Here is a 21,027-nt window from a genome sequence, read left to right as displayed (position 1 = left end):
GGGTAGACGCCGTGTTTGCTTTCGAACTTTCCGCTATTTTCCAAGCCGCGAGCTGTGCTAGTAGTGCTGCAGGGGCGATCAGGCATCAGGTGTTGTCAGAGTGTTAAATGTTGGGACATCTTTCTCCGCCCGGCTCTCCGTGCTGGCCGGAACGGGGCTGCTGGCGGCGTCTATAGCCGGTATGTTTCCCGCCTCTTCCAGAGCGGACGACGCCCCTAAATCCTCATCCAGCACTTGGGTCGTCACGCTTGGGGCAACCGTGGAATACGGACCGAGCTATGAGGGATCGAAGCACTATACCTTCGGCGCCCTGCCATCTTTCGACGTCCACCGCCTCGGCGAGGCCACGGAATACAGCGCTCCGGACGACAATTTCGACTTTCAGCTGTTCGATCTCGGCGGCCTCGAAATCGGCCCTGTGGTCGGCTTGAGAGATGACCGCTTCGATCTCAATGATCTGCATCTGCAAAGCCAGCGCAGGGTGCGCTGGAATTTCGATGCAGGCGGCTTCGCTCAATATTGGCTGATGGAAAATCGGCTCCGGTTCCGCACGGAAATACGCCAGTCGCTTTGGGGCGGCGATGGTCTGGTCGGTGATTTCGCCCTCGACTGGTTCCAGCCGCTCGGAGACAAATGGCTCCTGTCTGCCGGCCCTCGCCTGTCGATGGCAAATTCAGTGTATATGCGCACCAACTTCGGCATCTCGGAGAGTGAAGCTGCGAGACATGGCCATATCAATGCCTTCGATGCCGGCGCCGGCGTGAAATCGGTCGGCTTCACGGTAGCTGCGACCTATACGATCTCCCCGGAATGGAGCGTGCAGGTCTACGAGAAATATAACCGTCTTGTGGGCGATGCCGCCGATAGCCCGATCACCTCACGCTTCGGCTCACCCGACCAGAACATCATTGGCTTCACGCTGAACAGAACCTTCAACATCAATTTTTGAGGCGCTCTTCGCTTCATTCTCGGCGATGTAGTTGCGCGTCAGCGGGATGATGTCGTTGCGCTTGGCGATCTGGATCTGGAAGACGACGAGATCCTCGTAGCGGAAGGCGGCCTCCGCCGTCGAAAGATAATACTCCCACATCCGGCAGAAGCGTTCGTCGTAGAGCTTGGCGGCATCGTCCCAGCGCGCCATGAAACGCTCCCGCCACGCCTCGAGCGTCTTGGCATAATGCAGCCGCAGCACTTCGACATCGGTGATGGCAAGTCCAGCCGCCTCGATCTCGGGCACGATTTCGGACAGTGCCGGAATATAACCGCCTGGGAAGATGTATTTGTCGAGCCATGGCGTGGTGAAGCCGGGCGTCGCCGAACAGCCGATGGTGTGCAGCACCATGATGCCGTCATCCTCGAGCAATTCAGCGCATTTGCGGAAGAAGGTGCGATAGGAGGCGAGCCCGACATGTTCGAACATGCCGACTGAGACGATCCTGTCGAAACGGCCGGTCAGGCTGCGATAGTCCCTCAGCGCGAACTGAACCTCGGCCGGAGTTCCCCCGGCCCTGTCGGCAACGCGCTTCGAAGCATATTCGTGCTGTTCCTCGGAAAGCGTGACGCCGAGCACGTAGCCGCCCGGCGCCTGCTCCGCCATGTGCAGCGCCAGGCCGCCCCAGCCGCAGCCGATGTCGAGGATGCTGTTGTTCGGCTGGATCAAAAGCTTGGCGGCGAGATGGCGCTTCTTGGCAATCTGCGCGTCATCAAGCGATTGATCCGCATGCTCGAAATAGGCGCAGGAATATTGCCGGTCCGGATCGAGGAAGAGCTCGTAGAGCCGGCCATCGAGGTCATAGTGATGCGCGACATTGGCTTTCGATCGCCCAGGCAGATTGCGGTGGCGGAAAATCCGCAGCTTCGTCCTGATGTGATCGATGATGCGGGCAATGAGCGGGTGGGTACTGTTCTGCCCCTCGCGCAGCATCATCGCCACGAAATCATAGAGCGTGCCGCGCTCGACGATAAAGCGGCCGTCCATGAAGAGTTCGCCAAGCCGCTTATCGGCATCGATGAGAAGCGCCCATTCGGCGCGATCGTCGGTGAAACGGACATGGACCGGCTCACCGGTGCCGTCGCCAAAGGACAGCACACGGCCGCTTGCCGTCGTCACGGTCAGCGCGCCGCGCGTGACGATCGAAGACAGTGCGCGCTTGACGCACCAATCCGTCAGACCAGAGAAAACCGCATTGCCTTTGCCCTTGGGGCGATTGTCAGCTTGCATATTGGACATCACCTATCCTTGCCCGTCCCCGTACGCAGTTCCTCCTGCTTCGGCTCCAATTCCTCATGATGCTCTTTCGTCTCGACACCGGCGCCTGCAATCAGCCAGACCCCCGTCAGGATCAAGCCGCTACCGACCATCTGCAAGGCGACGACCCGCTCGCCAAAGACGAACCAGCCGGTCGCGACGATCAGCACGTAGCTGATGCCCGTAAGCGGAAAGGCGCGGCTGAGATCGAGCTCGGCCAACACATTCATCCAGATGAAGAAACCGACGATCTCGATGGCTATGGCCAGCAATATCCATGGAGAAGAAAGGGCTTGCCACAGCCATGCCTGCATACCTTCATCGTGCAAATGCCCGGCGCCAAGCTTGATGAGAACTTGGTACAGCGTGCTCAGCACCGGCACGGCAAGCCAGAAAAAACGTATACTAGGCATTACGCATCCGCCTCGTCTGTCGAGAACAGCGGCGATACCAGCCGCAGCACACTCTGAAGCAATGGGTTGCGATGGTGGAAATACATCGCATTGGCGGTCAGCTTGCTGCCGAGGCGCAGCTTGTTTTCATAATGGGCCTGGCCGCTCTGATAACGGCTCAGGCCGTTCTCCAGGCAGTAACGCAGATTGGTAAACCAGCTGATGAAATAGAGATTGTAGGGTCGCCCCTTTTCCCCATCCATGCAGAAGAACTTGTCGATGGCCATGCGCCCGTCATGCACGATCAGGTTGGCGGCGAGCAGCTTGTCCCCGACGAAATAGAAGGCGCAGAAGGAGCGGCCGGGCATGTAGGCGAGAATGCCCTGGAAATAGGCTGGTGTCAGCTCCTCGAACTGCCATTCGCTGCGGTTGCGCGTGTCGTGATAGAGCGCCATCACCTGGGGCAGGAATTCGCCGAAATCCGTCCGCATCTCCACCCTGACCTGGTCGAAGGATTTCATCTTGCGGCGCATGTCCTTGCGGGTGCCGGACGAAAGCCTGGCGAGATATTCATCGATCGTCTTGAAATCGATGTCGAGCCACGCCGTCGGAAGAGCGCCGATCGAGGCGTAGCCGCGTGCGGCAAATAGATCGCCGAACTCCGCCGAAGCCTGCTCCGGAATATCCTTCAGACCGATCAGCGCACAACGCTCCGTCGCGGCGACCTGCTCGAAAAAGGACAACATCTCCGTCAGCAGTATGCGACGACGCTCCTGCGGGACGTCAGGATGAAAGCCGATCGCACCGGTCTCGGTGCAGGGCGATCCCAAACATGCAAGACGCAGCTTCAGAAAACCTGGAAAATACCGTTGCACGCTGCGCACGGACCGGCGCAGGAACCCCTCATCCAGCGTCGTATCGAGAGCATAGAGGCAGAGAAAGGCCGGCATGGCGACGCTCACACGTCCACCTTCCGTAAGGGTAATATAGCGCCATTCGAACCCTTCGAGGCCGGCCTCCTCGATCGCCAGCAGACAATCATAGTCCTCGACATCATTCGGGAAGCACGCATTCCATGCATCGCGGCCGATGGCGCGAATACTGAAATGAACTTCGGCCACCGGGTCACCGATCGACTGCGGCACGATTTTAAGCAGCGGCTGCGACATGGCGCGCCTCGAAGAAATCGGCCGTGAAATCGGCCACCTGCCGATGCTGCCGGTCGACATGGATCATGTGATAGCTGTCGGTGATCCATTTCAGCTCGTGCGGAGCACCGATATGCTCGGAAATATAGCGGGCATGTTTCGGGCTGGCGAGATCGTCGTCCTCGGCATGCAGGATCAGCGTCGGCGTCTGCATCTGCGGCAGCATGCTGCGAAGCGTCTTGCCCAGCCGATGCATCTCGACCAAACCCTTGCCGGGGAACTTTTCCAGGACCCCTTCGCTCGCCATGCCTTCGATCAGCCGGCGCATGCGCTCGTCCTTGATCCCGAGCGAGGTCGTCTCGCTGAAGCTCAGCCGATCGAGAAAGGGAACGCGCGACAGCCAGCCGATCTGCGAGGCCAGCAGCGGATAGTAGAAAGGAACGTCCCAGCCGTCATAACTGAAGCAAGGGGAATAGATCGCCACGGCGCTGATGGTCTTCTTCTGCTGTTCGGCAGCCAGCATCGCGAGCTTGCCGCCGACGCAGATACCGGCGGCGAAAACTTCCTGCGTTCTGGATGCCAGCAGCTCCGATGCCTCGACGACCGAGGCGAGCCAGTCTTCCCAACGGGTCTGGCGCAAGGTCTTCGCATCGACGCCGTGGCCGGCCAGCAGCGGCGCATAGACGCTATAGCCCTTGCGGTTGAGATGCCGAGCCACCAGCTTCATTTCGGCAGGTGCCCCCGTCAGTCCGTGGACCAGAAGGACGCCCTTGCCATTTGAGCCCTCCATGAAGAAGCTCAATTCATCAGCTTTCATGAGATAGCTCCGACTGCCGGTTTTCCTTGGCCATGAAGCCAAGCGCATGGCAGGTGCTGATCACATGCGTACCGTTCTTTTCCTGCTCTTCCTTGATCTGGTCGTGCAGCGCCGGAAGCTTCGTCCAGTGGGTGCGGGGACGATAGTGATGCTCGGCGTGATAACCGTTGCCGAACCAGAGCCAGTTGTAGAAAGGCTGGTGGCTCGAAACGCCCCAGGCGATCGGCTCGTCCGGGTCACCGTTCAGGTGCTCGTAATAGCCGTTCAACGACGACAGGCAATTGCCGATATAGTAGAACGGCACGAAGAAGAGGACCGCCTTCCAGTCGTAGATCAGCGCGATCGCGGCAAGCCCCAGGAAGAAATAGAGCTCGAACCGCCCCCAGGCGGCATCGAACGGGCGGTTGCGGGCAATCGCCTTGTGAATATCGCCGAGGCTGTCACGGAAAAAGCTCAGGAACGTATAGGACCAGACGTTTTCCGGTTGGCCGTCGCGGCCATAGCGATAGATCGACAACATGTCGATCGTCTCGCCCTTTTCGTTCGGACGGTCGCTGTTGCCGGAATGATGGCGCATATGCACCCAGTGATAATAGGTCTGCGAAAAGCCGATCGCGACCGATTCCAGCAGGCTGAAGCCGTAGTTCATCCAGCGCGGCTTGAAATAAGGCGTGTGGATGAAATTGTGAGATATGCTGTTGATGTTCCAGGAGATCGAAACGGCATAGAGGCAGCCGAGAATGGCCGAGAGCCAAAGCGGCCGGCTTTCGAAGCCGACGATCAGATAGACGTCGAAGGCGAGATGGGCGACTGCTGCCAGAACCGGTGCCAGATCCCATCGAGTGTGCGCAAAGATTTTCATAGTCCTGTAACTCCCACGCAAACCACTCCGGCGGTGACGAGAAAAACGCCCGTCGCGTGGCGCAGGTTGATGTTTTCCTTGAAGATGACGGCACCGGCGAGCACGATGACAACATAGCTCATCGCCATCAGCGGGAAGGCGATGGTCAGTGGCACGTGCTCCAGAACGGCCGTCCAGGTGAAAAGCTCCACGGCCCAGAGCAGAATGCCGAGCCAGGTGACCGGTTTTGCCAGCGCCTTGAGGGGGGCGTTCTCGCTGGCCGATTGCTTGAAGCAGACTTCGCGGGCGGTCTCGGCGACCACGCAGAACAAGATGAGCCCAAGCATGGGAAGTGTCAGGCTGCCAGTCATTGCATATACTCCGCCAGCACCTCCAGCAGGGCGTGATTGGCCGCGCTGTTGATATTCCTCATTGTTTCGGCACCCTGCCGCATACGCGGCTGATCGATGAAGATCTCCGCACGCTTCATGAACTGTGTTCGAAGGCTGCCAGCATAACTCGGAGTTGAATAATCCCCGATGACATCCGCGCCGATGATGCGGTGGCGGCTGCCGATTTCGCTGATCAGAGCCAGGAGATAGGGCAGCCGCATGCGGCCCTGATCCCAATTGGTAACGGCATCGTCGGCCGCCAGCACATCCTTGTCAATCGTGACGTAGACGGCCTCGGTACGAATGCGGCTGAGCATGTGGTCAATGAAATTGTCCTCGCCGATTTCGACGATCGATTTCCAGTGCAGCGCACCTCTTTCCTGCCGATAGCTGGCACCGGTGCCGTAGTCGGCCACCACGCGGCTCGGCGGATGTTCGTAAGGGTAGAGTTCCAGCTTGCCGTCACCGAGCCAGTGCAGGTTGGCGCCCTTGCGCTCCGGACTGCGAAGATCATGGCTGCAGACGCCAATCGTGACGACCTTCTGGATACTGGGGTTGGCAAGAGCGCGATTGACCCAGGAGCCACAATGCATGCCGCCGTCGAATTTGACCCAATCCGGATGATTGTCGAAGTGGATCAGCGTGGTCGCGCCGGATTGTCGTTCGAGTGCGCCGTCGAGCAGCAGAGCCGTAACATGGTGGAAATCGCCGGAGCCCATGAAGCACAATTGCGGGTCCTTGCCGGTCGTCGGCCTGTTCTTGACGATCTCTCGACTGAGATCATCAAGAGCACTCTGTTTGCTCCACAGCCGAACCTGTTGCCCCGCATTCTTGCCGAAAAACTGGTGCGCGCCCGCAAATTTGCAGGCGCGCACAAAATCAGGCTGCAACTCCAAAGCATCATCGAGATGAAGAAGCAGCAGTTGCACGGCCTTATCTCCGGGCAGCGCGCGTCAGAAGCTGATCGAGCAGGGCAAGCGCCAGATCGATCTCTTCGCGGGTGATGAGCAGGTTTGGCGCGAAGGTGATGACGTTCTTGTGGTAGCCGCCGACATCGAGCACGAGGCCGTATGTCTTGCCGCCGACCTGAAGATCGCCCTTCATGCCTTCGTCGCACATCCAGTCCATCGTCGCCTTGCTCGGCGTGTAGCTGTCGTCCTGGCAGATTTCCATGCGCAGCGCGAGGCCGAGACCATCGACTTCGCCGACAATGGCGTGGCGCTTCTGCAGCTGCTTCAGCCCGTCGAGGAAGTGCGCACCCTTCTCCATGATGGCGGCGCCGAAATCTTCCTCTTCCAGCATCTTCATGGTTTCGAGCGCAACGGCAGTACCCATCGGGTTGCTGGCGAAGGTCGAATGCGTGGAGCCGGGCGGGAAGATGGTCGGGTTGATCATCTCTTCGCGGGCCCAGACGCCCGAAAGCGGGTTGAGGCCGTTGGTGATCGCCTTGCCGAAGACGAGAATGTCAGGCGAAACGCCGAAATGCTCGATCGACCAGAGTTTGCCGGTGCGGTAGACGCCCATCTGGATTTCATCGACAACGAGCAGGATGCCATGGTCGTCGAGAACCTTCTTCAGTTCGACGAAGAAGTTCATCGGCGGGATGACGTAGCCGCCGGTGCCCTGGATCGGCTCGATGTAGAAGGCGGCATATTCGGACTTGCCGGCCTTCGGATCCCAGACGCCGTTATATTCGCTCTCGAACAGGCGGGCGAACTTCTGGACGCAATAATGTCCGTATTCTTCCTTCGACATGCCCTTCGGGCCGCGGAAGTAATAGGGGAATTCGACGAACTGGGCACGATCGCCGAAATGGCCGTAGCGACGGCGATAACGATAGCTCGAGGTGATTGCCGACGCACCGAGCGTGCGGCCGTGATAGCCGCCTTCGAAGGCGAACATCAGGCTCTTGCCGCCGGTGTAGTTGCGCACGAGCTTCAGCGAATCCTCGACGGCCTGCGAGCCGCCGACGTTGAAGTGGACGCGGCCCTTGTGACCGAACTTGCGCTCGGCATCCTGCGCAATCATCGCCGCAAGCTCCACCTTCTCACGGTGCAGATATTGCGAGGCGACCTGCGGCAGGCGATCGAGCTGGCGATGAGCCGCTTCGTTCAGGCGCTCATTGCGATAGCCGAAATTGACGGCGGAGTACCACATCTGCAGATCGAGGAACGGCGTTCCGGTCCGATCGTAGACGAAGGAACCTTCGCATTCCTCGAAGAATTTAGGCTTGTCAGTGTAGTGAACCGTGTCGCCATGCGAGCAATAGAGCTCTTCGAGGGCGCGCAATTCTTCTTCGGAGCGGACGGACTCGGTCTCGCCGCTGAAGGCCTGGGCTGCATTCGTTTTCATTCAATGCCTCTTGGTCTGGTTTACGCTGTCTTGAAATGCGGCAGCGTACGGGAGCGTCGCTCGACGCTCGGGAGAACGGCTTCCATCTTTGGAAGCAGATCGGAAAAGTCTTCGAAACCGACATAGGGAATGGCGTTTTCCTCGCAGTAGTCGACAAGCTTGGACTTGGCGAAAACGAGGTCGACCTTGTCGGAAACGCAGAAGTCGCTTCGCCCGTCACCGATGTAGACCTGCAGGTCATTGCTATCGACGACGCGGCATTTGCAGACGCCGGCGCCGGATACGCAGCCGGTCGCCGTGAATGGCGGAAACAGCGAATAGGACTCACGGCCCTGGGAAACGCTGCAAGTGAGCACATTGGCGACGATCGGCAGACCCTCGATGCCATGGCGCGCCAGGATACGGCGGATGAAATAGTCCACACCATCGCTGACGATTGTGACAGGCAATTCGTCGCGGCGGCAAAAGGACAGGAAACTCTCGAAGCCCGGATCGATCGACAGCGTGTCGAGAAACAGATCGAGCTCGCCGCGATTTGCCTGGATGAGAGCGATCTGGCGGCGCATGCATTCGCCGGAGCCGATCAGCCCCTGCTTCCACAGCTGTTCGATATCTTCCCACTCTGAACCGGCGAAACGGGTTAGCACCATATCCGTCGCGTCTTCGATGGATATGGTTCCATCAAAATCGCAAAACACCTGCATGAAATACCCTTTCGCCTTATCCTAAGTTGCGTCTAACAACCTCAGATGAGCCGGGTATGAGCGGAAAATGATGCGAAAATGAAAACCGACGAGACGTTGTATTTTTAACTCAACGGCAATCTTAGATCGACCTGAAGACCATTGCCCAAACGTGAAGTAGAAAGGTCGACCGTTGCCGAAAGGCGGTCCGCCGTATCCGCAACGATAGCGAGACCAAGGCCAGCCCCTTCCGTGTGAAGCGTGTTGAGACGATAGAAGCGCTGGAATACCGCTTCCCTCTCATGTAGCGGGATGCCGGGGCCGCTGTCGCTGACCGAAATGCGGCCGAAACCATCCTCCGAAGCGATCGAAACTTTGATCTCCCCGCCGACTGGCGTGTATTTGATGGCGTTGTCGAGCAGATTGGTGACCAGCATGCGCAGCAGCGACTCGTCGGTCTTGACCTGGATCACCTCATCCCCCTCCAGCACGACGTCGAGTTCGCGGCTGGTGATGATGTTGCCGAATTCGGCAATGAGCGACGCCATCCAGTGATAGAGAGGCACCGATGTCAGATTAAGGGGGTGATGGCTGACCCTGGCGAGACGCAGCAGCTGCTCGATCAGATGGATGGTGCGGTTGTTGCTGGCTACGAGATCGGAAATGATCGCCTGCCGCTCGTGATCGCTGTCGCTGTGTTCGAGCATCCGCAGGAGCAGCTTCACGCTCGCCTGCGGCGTGCGCAGCTGATGCGCGGCAAGGTCGGAAAAACGCCGCTCCAGCGTTAGTGACTGGCCGAGCTTTTCGAGCAGCTGGTTGATCGACCGGCCAAGCGGTAGCAGATCGCGCGGCAGCTCTTCGACAGGGATAGCCGAGAGATCTTCAGGCGATCTTGTCCGGATCTGCCGCACCAGCCCGTGGATGGTGCGCAGACCGCTATTGATGCCGAGCCAGATGAGAAAGCCGATGACCGGCACCAGCATCAGCAGCGGAAAGAACAGGTTGAGCAGAATGTTGGAAACGAGCGTTTCGCGAAGCGCGATCTTTTCGCCAAGCTCGATCACGATGGTCGTGTTCGGGATCGGCAGCGAATAGACGCGCCACTCGTCGCCGCCATAGGTCAGCGTGGTAAAGCCCACCTTCTGCTGCGGAACGTCGGAGAGAAAGGCCGTGCTGCTGTAGAAGCGGATATTGCCGTCGACCCAGGCGCGAAACATATGCGCATCGGCATAATCATCGGCGTCTTCGTTGAAGGCCAGCTGATTGTCCATGTTGAAGTCGATATCATCGATCTGCTTGGCCGCGTGGTCCGGATTCTTCTCCAGCGGGCGGCGCAGCAGGCTCCAGATCACGTTGGCATCGTCGATCAGCTGGGCATCGTAGATATTGTTGATCTCCCGCGTCGCACTGTTGAAGGCGAAAGCGGCGATCACGACGATCGTCACCACGACGACGGGCGCGATACGGAGAAATAGCTTGCGGGTAAGCGTGGAATTGTTCATCGCTCGATCATGTAACCGACGCCGCGGATCGACTTGATGAAATCGGTGCCGAGCTTCTTGCGCAGATTGTAGATCGTCACTTCGATCGTATTGCTCTCGACGGTGTTTTCGGCATCATAAAGCGCATATTCGATATCGTTCTTCGTCACGTAGCGGCCGCTGCGCTCCATCAGCAGCTTGAGCAGGTGGAATTCCTTCGCCGTGGTATGGACCTGCGCATTGCCCTTGCGCGCCACCATGGCGGAAGGATCGACCTCCACGTCGCCGCAGCGGATGACGCTTTCGGTCCGCCCGTCGCGCCTGCGGATGAGCGCGCGCAGCCGTGCCAGCAGCTCGTCGAGATCGAACGGCTTGACCAGATAGTCGTCGGCGCCCTCATCCAGGCCCTCGACCTTCTGGCGCACGGAATCCATTGCCGTCAGCAAAAGCACCGGCACGGAATTTCCCCGCTGGCGGATGCGTCGCAAAACCTCCATGCCGCTCAGCAGCGGCAGATTGATATCGAGAACGATCGCCGCGAAATGCGAATGCGCCGCCGCCTCGAGACCGGATTCGCCGTCGCGCATCCAGTCGACTCCATAGGCGTGCTTTTCCAGCGCCTTCTTCAGCGATGACCCGAGGATATTGTCGTCTTCAACTAGCAGAACGCGCACGACCGACCTCACTTAGCCTTATATTTCATAGCCGATGTGAGCCGCAATTGGAGCGGCGATGTGGCAAAGCTATGACGGATCATTTCCGCCTGGCAAGAGCGCGGGCGTCCTGCATCTTTCAAACAGAGCGAAAATGCACCGCAATCCACCGGCAAAAACCGCTATCTCAGTTTCCGCATGGAGGCCTCCAGCACCTCGAAGATCCGGGGATCGGTCGACTGCGCGACGTTGAACCGCATGAAGCGTCCGGCCATATCCGAGAGGCTGAAAACATTGCCCGGCGCAAGGACGACGCCCTCGGCAAGGCAGGCACGCGCGACATCGGCAGCATCGAGCCCTTCCGGCAATCTGCACCAGAGAAACATCCCGGCTCGGGGCTTCAGCCATGGCACGATGCCGATCGCCTCCAACCGCGTCGATACCTCCGCCATGGTCTTGGCGAGCCGTACCCGCAAAGCCTCGACATGCTTGCGGTAGCTGCCATCCTTCAGCGAGAGATAAACGAGCTCGGCCGACAATTGGCCGCAACTGAAGCTGCTGGCGACCTTGAGATCGACAAGACCGTCGATCCAGTCCCGGCGCGCCGCGATGAAACCGCAGCGCACCGAGGCCGAAAGCGTCTTCGAAAAGCTGCCGATATGGATCACCCGGTCGAGCCCGTCATAGGCGGCAAGCCGCGGCGCCGGCACATCCTCGAAATCGGCGAAGATATCGTCCTCGATGATCGTCAGCCCAGCAGCATCCGCCAGCTTCAGCAGCCGATGTGCCGTCACGGGCGAGAGTGTCGCCCCCGTCGGATTGTGTATGGCTGAATTGGTGATGTAGAGCCGCGGCCTGTGCCGTTCGAGGATCTGCCCGAACAGTTCGACGTCCGGCCCCGTAGGCGTGAAGGGCACGGAGACGACATTGGCGCGATGCGCCCGCAAGAGCGCGTGAAAATTGAAATAGCAGGGATCGTCCACCAGAACGGTATCGCCGGGTTCCAGCAGGAAACGGCAGAGAAGATCGATCGCCTGCGTGCCGGATTCCGTCAGCAGGATCTGATCCGGCGGCACCGTGATGCCATGTTCGCCGAGACGGCGGGCGAGCAACTGCCGCAGCGGCGGCAGACCGAGCGGCGTCCCGTAATTGGCAAGCGCCCCCATATCTCCGCGCGCCATCGTTCGCATCGCCCTGCGCAACGCCGCCTGCGGCAGCCAGGAGGGTGGGAGCCAGCCGCAGCCGGGCTTCAGGACATCGTCGCCCACCTCGAGCGATTGCCTGGAGATCCATAGCGGGTCGACATTGCGATCCGATTTCGCTCCGGTCTCGGCCAGCGAAAGCGGCGGCAACGGGCCGCATACATAGAATCCGGCACCCGGCCGCGAGCGGATCGTGCCCTCTGCGGCAAGTCGCTCATAGGCCTCCACCACGGTGGAAACCGACACCTGCATCGTCTTTGCGAAGCCGCGCACGGAGGGAAGCCGCGCACCCGGCATCAGGCTGCGGGTAGCAATACGATCCGAAATCGCAGCCATCACCCCCTCGATGCGCGTGCCGCCGGCTGCGCGTGCCACCGACAGATCATCCATCCGTATTGCCTCTCATGCCATAACAGTTCCTATGAATTGTACTGCACCGTCTCTGGCTTGACCAGGCAAATACGCCGATACCGCGAAGATCAAGAAGGAGCATGCGCAATGGACAAGACGACGACAGGATGGATCTACGGTTTGACGGGAGTGGTGATTTTCAGTGGCTCGTTGCCGGCGACGCGGGTGGCCGTGATGGATTTCGACCCTCTGTTCCTGACCGTTGCCCGAGCCGCCATCGCCGGCCTCCTGGGTCTTGGCCTGCTGCTTGCCTTTCGTGAAAAGCGCCCGAGCCGCAGTGATATCACCTCACTCGCCATTGTGGCGCTCGGCTGTGTCGTCGGCTTTCCGTTGCTGACGGCGCTGGCGCTCAAGCATGTCACCTCGGCCCATTCAATCGTCTTCATAGGCCTGCTGCCGCTGGCAACCGCCATCTTCGGCGTGCTGCGCGGCGGCGAGCGGCCGCGGCCCGCCTTCTGGATCTTCTCCGCCATCGGCAGCGCCCTCGTCAGCGGCTATGCGCTGGCCCAGGGCATATCGGCTTCGCCGGTCGGCGATCTCCTGATGCTGGCTGCCGTGATCGTCTGCGGCCTCGGCTATGCCGAAGGCGCGGTGCTGTCGCGCCGGCTTGGCGGCTGGCAGGTCATCTGCTGGGCACTTGTCCTGTCGCTGCCCGTCACCATCGCGCTCTGCGTCATGACCATGCCGCACAGCGTCGACGGAATCGGTGGTCCTGCCTGGCTCGGCCTCATCTATGTCTCGCTCTTCAGCATGCTGATCGGCTTCGTCTTCTGGTATCGCGGGCTCGCCCAGGGCGGCATCGCAGCCGTCGGCCAGCTGCAGTTCCTGCAACCCTTCTTCGGCTTCGCACTTGCCGCAGCGCTCCTCAAGGAAAGCGTCAGCTGGTCAATGCTGATCGTAACGCTTGCTGTCGTCGCCTGCGTCGCCGGCGCACGAAAATTCGCCCATTGAGGCCGCTGCCTCGGCAAGAATACTACTGCCGCTTGATCTTCTAAACCGATCGGTCTATTAATAACCAATCGGTTTAGAAGGAGCCTGTCATCATGCCGACCCCACTCGTCCCGCCTTTCACCCGCGAAACCGCCATCGCCAAGGTCCGCATGGCCGAAAATGGCTGGAACAGCCGCGATCCCGAGCGTGTTTCCAAGGTCTATACGGAAGACAGCCAGTGGCGAAACCGCGCCGAATTCCCTCGCGGCCGCAAGGAGATCGTCGAATTCCTGACACGCAAATGGGCAAAGGAACTGGACTACCGGCTGATCAAGGAACTCTGGACCTTCGAAGGCAATCGCATCGCCGTTCGCTTTGCCTATGAGTGGCACGACGATAGCGGTCACTGGTTCCGCTCCTATGGCAACGAGAATTGGGAATTCGATGCCGAAGGCCTGATGCAGCGCCGTTTCGCCTCCATCAACGACATGCCGATCAGGGAGGAAGACCGGAAATTCCATTGGCCGCTCGGCCGCCGGCCGGACGATCACCCGAGCCTGTCGGATCTCGGCCTCTGAGATGGTGCGTACCGTCTTTGAAAAGCCGGATGCCATTGCCCTCGTTGCCGAAGTCTTCCGCGAGCTCGGCTACGAGGGCGCGTCGATGAGCGAGATCACCGCGCGCACGAAACTGTCGAAAGGCAGCCTCTATCACTTCTTTCCAGGCGGCAAGGAAGAGATGGCGGCGGAGATCATGGCCAATATCGACACATGGTTCGTCAGGGAGATGTTCGAGCCGCTCGAAAGGGAAGAACCACGCGCCGCCATTGCCCGCATGTGGGAGACGACGGACAGCTATTTCCGTTCCGGCCGCCGCGTCTGCCTGATCGGCGCCTTCGCGCTCGACGAAACGCGCGATCGCTTTTCCGCCGCCATCCGCGGCTATTTCCATCGCTGGATCGAAGCGCTTGCCCGGGCTCTGCGGAAAATCGGCCTGCCCGATACGGAGGCGAAGGCGCTCGCCGAAGAGGCCATCGTCGGCATCCAGGGCGCGTTGACGCTTGCGAGAGCCCTCGGAGACGATGCGATTTTCGGCAGAACCCTGAAAAGGCTGGAACAGCGAATGGAATCAGCGCTTCGATAGGCGATGCGACCAGCGCGAATCACCTCCCGCCATGGCGTTCAGCGCCTGGCGGAGATGGCTGATCGGCAGGCTTGACGCTTCAAGTCAGCCGAAAGCTGCGACGCTGCCCTCAAGAATTGGGGATGGACTGCGGATAAGACCATGATCTTAAACAATCCTCCACAAATGCATGGCAATGTTAACCATGTTTGATTTGCAACTATCCAGGCTCCTATGCTCAGCAGGGAACGGGAGCGCCGAGGAGACGGATAGACGATGCTGCAACAGGTAAACGACACCGACGATGCGCTGATCGACCAACTGCAACGTTCGGCGTTCGACTATTTCATGCTCCACACCAATCCCGAAAACGGGCTGGTGGCGGATACATCGATCAAGACGAGCCATTGCAGCATCGCCGCGGTCGGCTTCGCGCTGTCGAGCTATCCGGTCGCCGTCGAGCGTGGATGGATCAGCCGCGCCGATGCGGCCAAACGGGTGCTGGCCGCTCTCGATTTCTTCGCCAACAGCGACCAGGGCACCGAGCGTGGCGCCACCGGCCATCGCGGCTTCTACTATCACTTCCTCTATATGGAGACAGGCAACCGCGCCTGGAACAGCGAGCTTTCGACCATCGATACCGGTCTTCTATTGATCGGCGTTCTGACGGCGGCAGCCTATTTCACCGGAAACAGTCAGGTCGAGCGCGACCTCCGCAAGCAGGCAAAATTCCTCTACGAACGCTGCGACTGGCATTGGGCGCTGAACAAGGGCCAGACGATCAGCATGGGCTGGAAGCCGGCCAGCGGTTTCCTGCGCTGGCGCTACCAGGGCTATGACGAGGCAATCTTCCTCTATGTGCTGGCGCTCGGCTCGCCCACGCATCCCATTCCGCCATCGAGCTACGACGCCTTTGCCTCGACCTATACCTGGATGATGTTCAAGGACACGCCCTTCCTCTATGCGGGGCCGCTGTTCATCCACCTCTTCTCGCATGCCTGGATCGATTTTCGTGGCATCCGCGACAAGCATGTCGCCGACAAGGATACCGATTACTTCCGCAATACGCAGACGGCGATATCAGTGCAGCGCGACTACACCGAACGCAATCCCGGCCATTTCGCGGGCTATACGAAGGATATCTGGGGCCTTTCCGCCTGCGACGGCCCAAACCCGACGGGCACCAAGCACAGCCTGCGCTATGCCCCGAAGGTCTTCGGCTATGCCGCCCGCGGCGCACCGCTTGGCCCGGACGACGGCACCATCGCCCCCTGGGGACCGCTATCCTGCCTCGCTTTCGACCGCCAGGCCGCACTCGACGGCACGCGGGCACTGCTTTCGACCTATCCCAACCTGCTGCTCGACGGCCGCTTCCCCGGCGGCTTCAATCCGAGCGTCAAGGGTCCCGGTCCGGAAGGCTGGGTGGACGATCGCTCCGTCGCCATCGACCAGGGCCTGCTGGTCATGATGATCGAAAACGCTCGTACCGGCATGATCTGGAACCTGATGCGGCAATCGCCGATCCTCCGCACCGGCCTCGAACGCGCCGGCTTCACCGGCGGCTGGCTGAACGAAAAGCCTGCGATCGCTTGATTTTTTGATCGTGGGTAGCCATCAGGCATCCTCGTTAACGTAGCGACTACCTGCCTGGCCCCTCACCCTAACCCTCTCCCCGTGAGCGGGGCGAGGAGACGAACGAGTCAAACCGCTACCCTCTTCGCACATCGACACATTGCTTTGCGCGATAACTCCCTCGCCCCGCTCACGGGGAGAGGGCTGGAGTGAGGGGCCGTGCACCGGATCACGACAAAGCCACGCTCACCTGTCCATCATCTTGAGCAGCCTTCAAAGCCTCTCTATCGCCGCTATCACTTCATCCTCGACGGTGATCCCCTCCGCCAATGCAAGGCGCCGCGAACTCTGACCGCGTCGCCCCGGCAGGCGGACATTGGGATCGCGGGTGATCTCACCTGCCAGCAAAGCCAGCCGCTGCGCCGTATCGGCCGCGCTCGTGGCCGCCGGATTGATCGCGATGATCGTATGGCCGAGCGCGGGTGGCGCACCCTTGTCGTCGAAGAGCGAGGAGGCCTCGAAGGCATAATTGGCGCCGGTCAGGCCGGCCGCCAGAATTTCGACCATGAGAGCGAGTGCCGCCCCCTTGGCATCGCCGGCTGGAACCATCGTGCCGGCAAGCGCCTCTTCGGCGTCGGTGGTCGGCTTTCCCCCGCGATCGAAAGCCCAGTCGGCGGGGATCGAGGCGCCCTGCTGCCGCGCGGCCATCACCTTGCCGCGCGCCACCTTCGACAGCGCCAGATCGATCACGATCGGATCGTCCCCCGGAAGCGGCGCGGCAAAGGCGATCGGGTTGGTGCCGAAGACCGGCGTCTTGCCGCCCCAGGGTGCCATGGATGCCGGCGCATTGGCGACCATCAGCGCCACCAGTCCCTGATCGGCAAACCGCTCCACTGTCAGGCCCATGACGCCGGCATGGTGCGATCGGCTGATGGCGGCAAGCGCAATCCCCTGCTCGCGGGCAATCGTGGGAAGCTCGGCAACGGCAAGATCGAGCGCGGGATAGGCGTAGCCATTGCCGGCATCGATGCGCAGCACAGCTGGAAAGGGCCGGCTCATCTGTGGCGTGGCAAAACCATCGGTCTTGCCGACCCTGGCCTGGCCAGCATAGGCAGGGACGCGGCGCAGACCATGGCCACCCTGCCCGGCAGCCTCCGCCGCGACGAGCGCGACAGCCACGGAACGGGCATTTTCGGCACTCACCCTGCTTCGCTGCAACGCCTCCACTACAAGCGTTTCGGCTTCGGCGAGCGACAGATGCATGAGAGGAGACCTTGAAAAATGAGGCGGATAAAAGACTTTCTACGCCCTCATCCGCCCCATCGCAATGCAGCAAAAACTCTGTCTCATTGTTCCTTTACGCATCCCGGGCGGAAAACCGTTGCGCACTTTTCCTGGAAATGCTCCTGCTATGCGACGTCGAACTTGACGCCCTGGGCCAGAGGCAGCGTACGGCCGTAGTTGATCGTATTGGTGGCCCGACGCATATAGGCCTTCCAGGCATCGGAGCCGGACTCGCGCCCGCCACCCGTTTCCTTCTCGCCGCCGAATGCGCCGCCGATCTCGGCGCCGGAGGGACCAAGATTGACGTTGGCGATACCGCAATCCGAACCGCGCGCCGACACGAAAGTCTCCGCTTCCCGCATGTCGTTGGTAAAGATCGACGAAGACAAGCCCTGCGGCACGGCGTTATGCAGCGCCAAAACCTTGTCGAAATCGCTGTACTTCATGACATAGAGGATCGGCGCGAAGGTTTCCTGCTCGACCGGGCCGGTCTGTTCGGGCATTTCGACCAGAGCCGGACGGACGTAAAAGGCGTCGGCAGAAGCGTTTTCGACACGCTCGCCGCCAGTCACCGTGCCGCCGGCCGCCCTCGCTGCGGCAAGCGCCGACTGCATGCGGTCGAAGGCCTGCTTGTCGATCAGCGGGCCAACGAGGGTTCCTGCTTCAAGCGGGTTGCCGATCGTCACCGAACCATAGGCCTTCTGCAGGCGCGGAACGAGCTGGTCATAGACGCTGTCATGGACAAAGAGACGACGCAGCGTCGTGCAGCGCTGGCCGGCCGTGCCCATTGCGGAAAAGGCGACGCCGCGCAGGGTAAGGTCGAGATCGGCCGTCGGGCAGACGATGGCGGCATTGTTGCCGCCGAGCTCGAGGATGGCCCGGGCGAACCGGCCGGCAAGGCGCGGGCCGACCGCCCGGCCCATCGCCGTCGAGCCGGTCGCGGAAACCAGCGGCACTTGGCGATGATCGACCAGCAACTCGCCGAGATCGCGGCCACCGATCAACAGCGTCGAAAGATTGGCCGGAGCCTCGCCACCCTCGGCGACGTAGCGCTTTAGCGCCTTTTCAAACAAAGCCTGCACGGCAAGCGCCGTCAGCGGCGTCTTTTCCGATGGCTTCCAGATGGTGGAATTGCCGCAGACGATGGCGAGCGCCGCATTCCACGACCAGACGGCAACCGGGAAATTGAAGGCGGAGATGATGCCGATCGCTCCCAGCGGATGCCAGCTTTCCATCATCCGGTGTTCAGAACGCTCGGTGGCAATGGTCAGGCCATAAAGCTGGCGAGAAAGACCAACGGCAAAATCGCAGATGTCGATCATCTCCTGCACTTCGCCGAGACCTTCGGAGGTGATCTTGCCGACTTCGATAGACACGAGGCGACCAAGCGCCGCCTTGCCGGCACGCAGCTCCTCGCCGAGCAGGCGGATCAGCTCGCCGCGCTTCGGCGCCGGCACATTGCGCCATGCAAGAAACGCCTCATGCGCCGCCGCGATCGCACCCTTCGCCTCACCAGCTGAATGCTCCTTCAGCCGGCCGATCTCGGCGCCCGTCACCGGAGAGATGACGGCAAGCGTTCCGCCGGTGTAGCGATCAGCCGATACGCCAAGCTCCGTTAGTATCGCCTTGGTTTCGGCAGCAAGATCTGATGTCGCGGTCATCTTGTTTCCTCTTCCCGTGATGCTGGTTCGTTGACTGTTCTATCTATTGTCTCGCAATTCCGGACGGAAAACCGCTGCGCACTTTTCCTGGAATTGCTTCAGACCCGAGCGCCGACGAAATGGGCGGCCTGGGCGCCTGCCTCGTACCACATTTCCTTTGCCGCCCTGAAGCTCGGCTCGACGATGTCGGTCACCGGCAGCGGCAGATCGGCCTCGGAAATCTGCCCGAGAATATGGCCGGCAAGCACCTTGCCGAACACGGTGCCCGGCGCGATGCCGCGGCCATTGTAGCCGGAGAAGCCGACGACATTCCGGTCCAGCTTGTGGAAACGCGGCAATGCATTGTCGGTCATGCCGATCTTGCCATACCATTCGCATTCGAACGGGATGTCGCCGAGCTGCGGAAAAAGCTTTCTGATCGACCGCCGCGCCCAGCTTTTGTGGATGGCAAGACCGGTATTGCGCAAAGCGCCGACGCTGCCGAAGACGAGCCGGCCGGCTTGGTCCATGCGGAAGGACGAGAGCACTTCCTTGGTATCCCAAGCACCCTCACGCCCCGGCAGCACGGATTTACTGAGGTTGTCGCCGAGCGGCACGGTGGCGAAATTGAAATAGGGCAGATGCACCTGTTCGTTCCTGATCGCCTCCCAGGGACCGGTACTGTAGGCATCCGTCGCGACGACAATCCAGTCGGCGCTGACCTTGCTGCGGTCAGTCGAAACCACCCATTTCGCGCCGCTTCTCTCCGTCGAGGTCACATGGCTGCCAGTATGGATTGTAACGCCTGCTTTCACCACGGCATGGGCAAGGCCTCGGGCATAGGCAAGCGGCTGCAGCGTGCCGGCACGCATGTCGAGCAGTGCGCCCGCATAAGCCGAACTGCCGATGCGACGTTCCGTCTCCCGCGCGTCGAGCACTGTGACCGGCGCGCCGCGCTTGCTCCACTGGCGGGCACGCTCCTCGATTTCCTTCAATCCCTCCGGCCCGACTGCGCAATGCAGCGTACCGTTGCGCTCGAGCTCACAGGCGATGCCGTGCTTGTCGATCAGCTCCATGACCAGCTTCGGCCCGTTGCCGAGCAGCTCGAGCAGGCGCTCGCCATGAACGGAGCCAAGTTCGCCGGGAAGATCGTCCGGCATCACCCACATGCCGGCATTGATGAGGCCGACATTACGCCCGGCACCGCCAAAGCCGATTTCATTGGCCTCCAGCAACACGACATTCGTGCCGGCTTCCGCCAGATGCAGCGCCGTCGAAAGACCGGTATAGCCACCACCGACCACCACGACATCGGCAGATATCTCGCCAGAAAGCGGCTTCGTTGCCGGCGGCAAGGGGGCGGTCTTTTCCCAGAGACCATGGGAGCGTGGGTCATTCAGCATGAAATCGGTCCAATCGACAGAGATAATCGCGCCAATCTAGCGCTGTGCGCGAAGTTGCGGAAGCGGCAAGAGCGACATCCGATGGACATAGCATGATGCCGAAAAATCATCCGCTCTGGAGAAAAACTTGCATGGCGACAGCGCTTTCGACCATTATAGAGGAAAAGCCGATCGCCATCGCGGTCGCAGCCAAAAGCAGGACATCCTCATGAAGCCCATTTTCGTTCAGCTCCAATGCTCTCCCGGCAAGACCTACGAGGTCGCCGACGCGATCTACCAGACGGAGCTGGTTTCGGAGCTGTATTCCACCAGCGGCGACTACGACCTGCTGATGAAGGTCTACATCGCCGAGGAGCAGGATATCGGCAAATTCATCAACGACCACATCGCCAATATCCCCGGCATCATCCGCTCGCTGACGACGCTGACCTTCCGAGCGTTCTGAGAGGTCCGGAT

Annotated in this window: 21 protein-coding genes; 6 read left to right on the top strand and 15 right to left on the bottom strand. The window is 60.5% G+C overall.

Annotated features, from left to right (window positions below; translation table 11 throughout):
• Nucleotides 1-100 precede the first annotated feature (100 nt).
• On the top strand, nt 101-949 hold the full coding sequence (locus AC13Q5_RS12640) for a MipA/OmpV family protein (RefSeq protein WP_075853584.1): 849 nt from the start codon (nt 101-103) through the stop codon (nt 947-949).
• Here the strand turns inward: AC13Q5_RS12640 and AC13Q5_RS12635 are convergent.
• The 12 genes from AC13Q5_RS12635 to AC13Q5_RS12580 all read right to left on the bottom strand — a co-directional run bounded on the left by AC13Q5_RS12635 (nt 890) and on the right by AC13Q5_RS12580 (nt 12,599).
• Nucleotides 890-2,221, bottom strand: coding sequence for a class I SAM-dependent methyltransferase (locus AC13Q5_RS12635; protein WP_425298684.1), 1,332 nt, complete (start codon nt 2,219-2,221; stop codon nt 890-892). The genes AC13Q5_RS12640 and AC13Q5_RS12635 overlap by 60 nt on opposite strands.
• A gap of 8 nt (nt 2,222-2,229) precedes the next feature.
• On the bottom strand, nt 2,230-2,661 hold the full coding sequence (locus tag AC13Q5_RS12630) for a DMT family transporter (protein ID WP_457880715.1): 432 nt from the start codon (nt 2,659-2,661) through the stop codon (nt 2,230-2,232).
• The gene (locus AC13Q5_RS12625; protein ID WP_488501870.1) at nt 2,661-3,809 is read right to left on the bottom strand and encodes a GNAT family N-acetyltransferase; all 1,149 of its coding nucleotides are present in this window, start codon (nt 3,807-3,809) and stop codon (nt 2,661-2,663) included. Before AC13Q5_RS12625 ends, AC13Q5_RS12630 begins: the two co-directional genes overlap by 1 nt.
• Nucleotides 3,790-4,605, bottom strand: coding sequence for an alpha/beta hydrolase (locus AC13Q5_RS12620; protein ID WP_075853580.1), 816 nt, complete (start codon nt 4,603-4,605; stop codon nt 3,790-3,792). The genes AC13Q5_RS12625 and AC13Q5_RS12620 overlap by 20 nt, the downstream gene beginning before the upstream one ends.
• Nucleotides 4,595-5,467: a fatty acid desaturase family protein gene (locus AC13Q5_RS12615; RefSeq protein ID WP_075853579.1), complete on the bottom strand. Its 873-nt coding sequence runs from the start codon at nt 5,465-5,467 to the stop codon at nt 4,595-4,597. The genes AC13Q5_RS12620 and AC13Q5_RS12615 overlap by 11 nt, the downstream gene beginning before the upstream one ends.
• A complete protein-coding gene (locus tag AC13Q5_RS12610; protein ID WP_075853578.1) occupies nt 5,464-5,817 on the bottom strand; it encodes a DMT family transporter in 354 nt (117 codons plus the stop codon). Before AC13Q5_RS12610 ends, AC13Q5_RS12615 begins: the two co-directional genes overlap by 4 nt.
• Nucleotides 5,814-6,767 carry an arginase family protein gene (locus tag AC13Q5_RS12605; RefSeq protein ID WP_075853577.1) on the bottom strand — a complete coding sequence of 318 codons (954 nt, stop codon included), beginning with the start codon at nt 6,765-6,767 and terminating at the stop codon, nt 5,814-5,816. The genes AC13Q5_RS12610 and AC13Q5_RS12605 overlap by 4 nt, the downstream gene beginning before the upstream one ends.
• A 4-nt stretch (nt 6,768-6,771) precedes the next feature.
• Entirely contained in the window at nt 6,772-8,190 is a 1,419-nt protein-coding gene (locus AC13Q5_RS12600; RefSeq protein ID WP_457880721.1) for an aspartate aminotransferase family protein, read from the bottom strand.
• Nucleotides 8,191-8,210: 20 nt separating this feature from the next.
• Nucleotides 8,211-8,894 carry an MtnX-like HAD-IB family phosphatase gene (locus tag AC13Q5_RS12595; RefSeq protein ID WP_457880723.1) on the bottom strand — a complete coding sequence of 228 codons (684 nt, stop codon included), beginning with the start codon at nt 8,892-8,894 and terminating at the stop codon, nt 8,211-8,213.
• A 104-nt stretch (nt 8,895-8,998) separates the two neighbouring features.
• On the bottom strand, nt 8,999-10,375 hold the full coding sequence (locus AC13Q5_RS12590) for a sensor histidine kinase (protein WP_075853574.1): 1,377 nt from the start codon (nt 10,373-10,375) through the stop codon (nt 8,999-9,001).
• Nucleotides 10,372-11,028 carry a response regulator transcription factor gene (locus AC13Q5_RS12585; protein ID WP_075853573.1) on the bottom strand — a complete coding sequence of 219 codons (657 nt, stop codon included), beginning with the start codon at nt 11,026-11,028 and terminating at the stop codon, nt 10,372-10,374. Before AC13Q5_RS12585 ends, AC13Q5_RS12590 begins: the two co-directional genes overlap by 4 nt.
• A 161-nt stretch (nt 11,029-11,189) precedes the next feature.
• Nucleotides 11,190-12,599, bottom strand: coding sequence for an aminotransferase-like domain-containing protein (locus tag AC13Q5_RS12580; RefSeq protein ID WP_488501869.1), 1,410 nt, complete (start codon nt 12,597-12,599; stop codon nt 11,190-11,192).
• Between the two features lie 108 nt (nt 12,600-12,707).
• Between AC13Q5_RS12580 and AC13Q5_RS12575 the strand changes: the two genes are divergently transcribed.
• The 4 genes from AC13Q5_RS12575 (at nt 12,708) to AC13Q5_RS12560 (ending at nt 16,265) form a co-directional block, all read left to right on the top strand.
• Nucleotides 12,708-13,571 (top strand): DMT family transporter, encoded by an 864-nt coding sequence (locus tag AC13Q5_RS12575; protein WP_488501868.1) that lies wholly within the window; start codon nt 12,708-12,710, stop codon nt 13,569-13,571.
• A gap of 92 nt (nt 13,572-13,663) precedes the next feature.
• Nucleotides 13,664-14,128 carry a nuclear transport factor 2 family protein gene (locus AC13Q5_RS12570; protein WP_488501867.1) on the top strand — a complete coding sequence of 155 codons (465 nt, stop codon included), beginning with the start codon at nt 13,664-13,666 and terminating at the stop codon, nt 14,126-14,128.
• Nucleotide 14,129: 1 nt separating this feature from the next.
• Entirely contained in the window at nt 14,130-14,693 is a 564-nt protein-coding gene (locus tag AC13Q5_RS12565) for a TetR/AcrR family transcriptional regulator (RefSeq protein ID WP_488501866.1), read from the top strand.
• Between the two features lie 255 nt (nt 14,694-14,948).
• The gene (locus tag AC13Q5_RS12560; protein ID WP_488501865.1) at nt 14,949-16,265 is read left to right on the top strand and encodes a glucoamylase family protein; all 1,317 of its coding nucleotides are present in this window, start codon (nt 14,949-14,951) and stop codon (nt 16,263-16,265) included.
• Between the two features lie 252 nt (nt 16,266-16,517).
• On the opposite strand, the gene AC13Q5_RS12555 is transcribed toward AC13Q5_RS12560, so the two are convergent.
• The 3 genes from AC13Q5_RS12555 to AC13Q5_RS12545 form a co-directional block, all read right to left on the bottom strand.
• On the bottom strand, nt 16,518-17,507 hold the full coding sequence (locus tag AC13Q5_RS12555; RefSeq protein WP_488501864.1) for an Ldh family oxidoreductase: 990 nt from the start codon (nt 17,505-17,507) through the stop codon (nt 16,518-16,520).
• 146 nt (nt 17,508-17,653) lie between these two features.
• On the bottom strand, nt 17,654-19,189 hold the full coding sequence (gene amaB / locus AC13Q5_RS12550; RefSeq protein WP_457880733.1) for an L-piperidine-6-carboxylate dehydrogenase: 1,536 nt from the start codon (nt 19,187-19,189) through the stop codon (nt 17,654-17,656).
• A 98-nt stretch (nt 19,190-19,287) separates the two neighbouring features.
• Nucleotides 19,288-20,571: an NAD(P)/FAD-dependent oxidoreductase gene (locus AC13Q5_RS12545; protein WP_488501863.1), complete on the bottom strand. Its 1,284-nt coding sequence runs from the start codon at nt 20,569-20,571 to the stop codon at nt 19,288-19,290.
• A gap of 208 nt (nt 20,572-20,779) precedes the next feature.
• Here AC13Q5_RS12545 and AC13Q5_RS12540 point away from each other — a divergent pair, with 208 nt between their 5' ends.
• Nucleotides 20,780-21,016, top strand: a complete 237-nt coding sequence (locus AC13Q5_RS12540; RefSeq protein WP_047630985.1) for an Lrp/AsnC ligand binding domain-containing protein — start codon at nt 20,780-20,782, stop codon at nt 21,014-21,016.
• Nucleotides 21,017-21,027: the final 11 nt, after the last annotated feature.

Source organism: Martinezella sp. CNPSo 3964 (genome assembly GCF_057784375.1).
The sequence above is the reverse complement of the archived record's forward strand: the minus strand, read 5'-3'. Positions and strand labels throughout refer to the sequence as shown.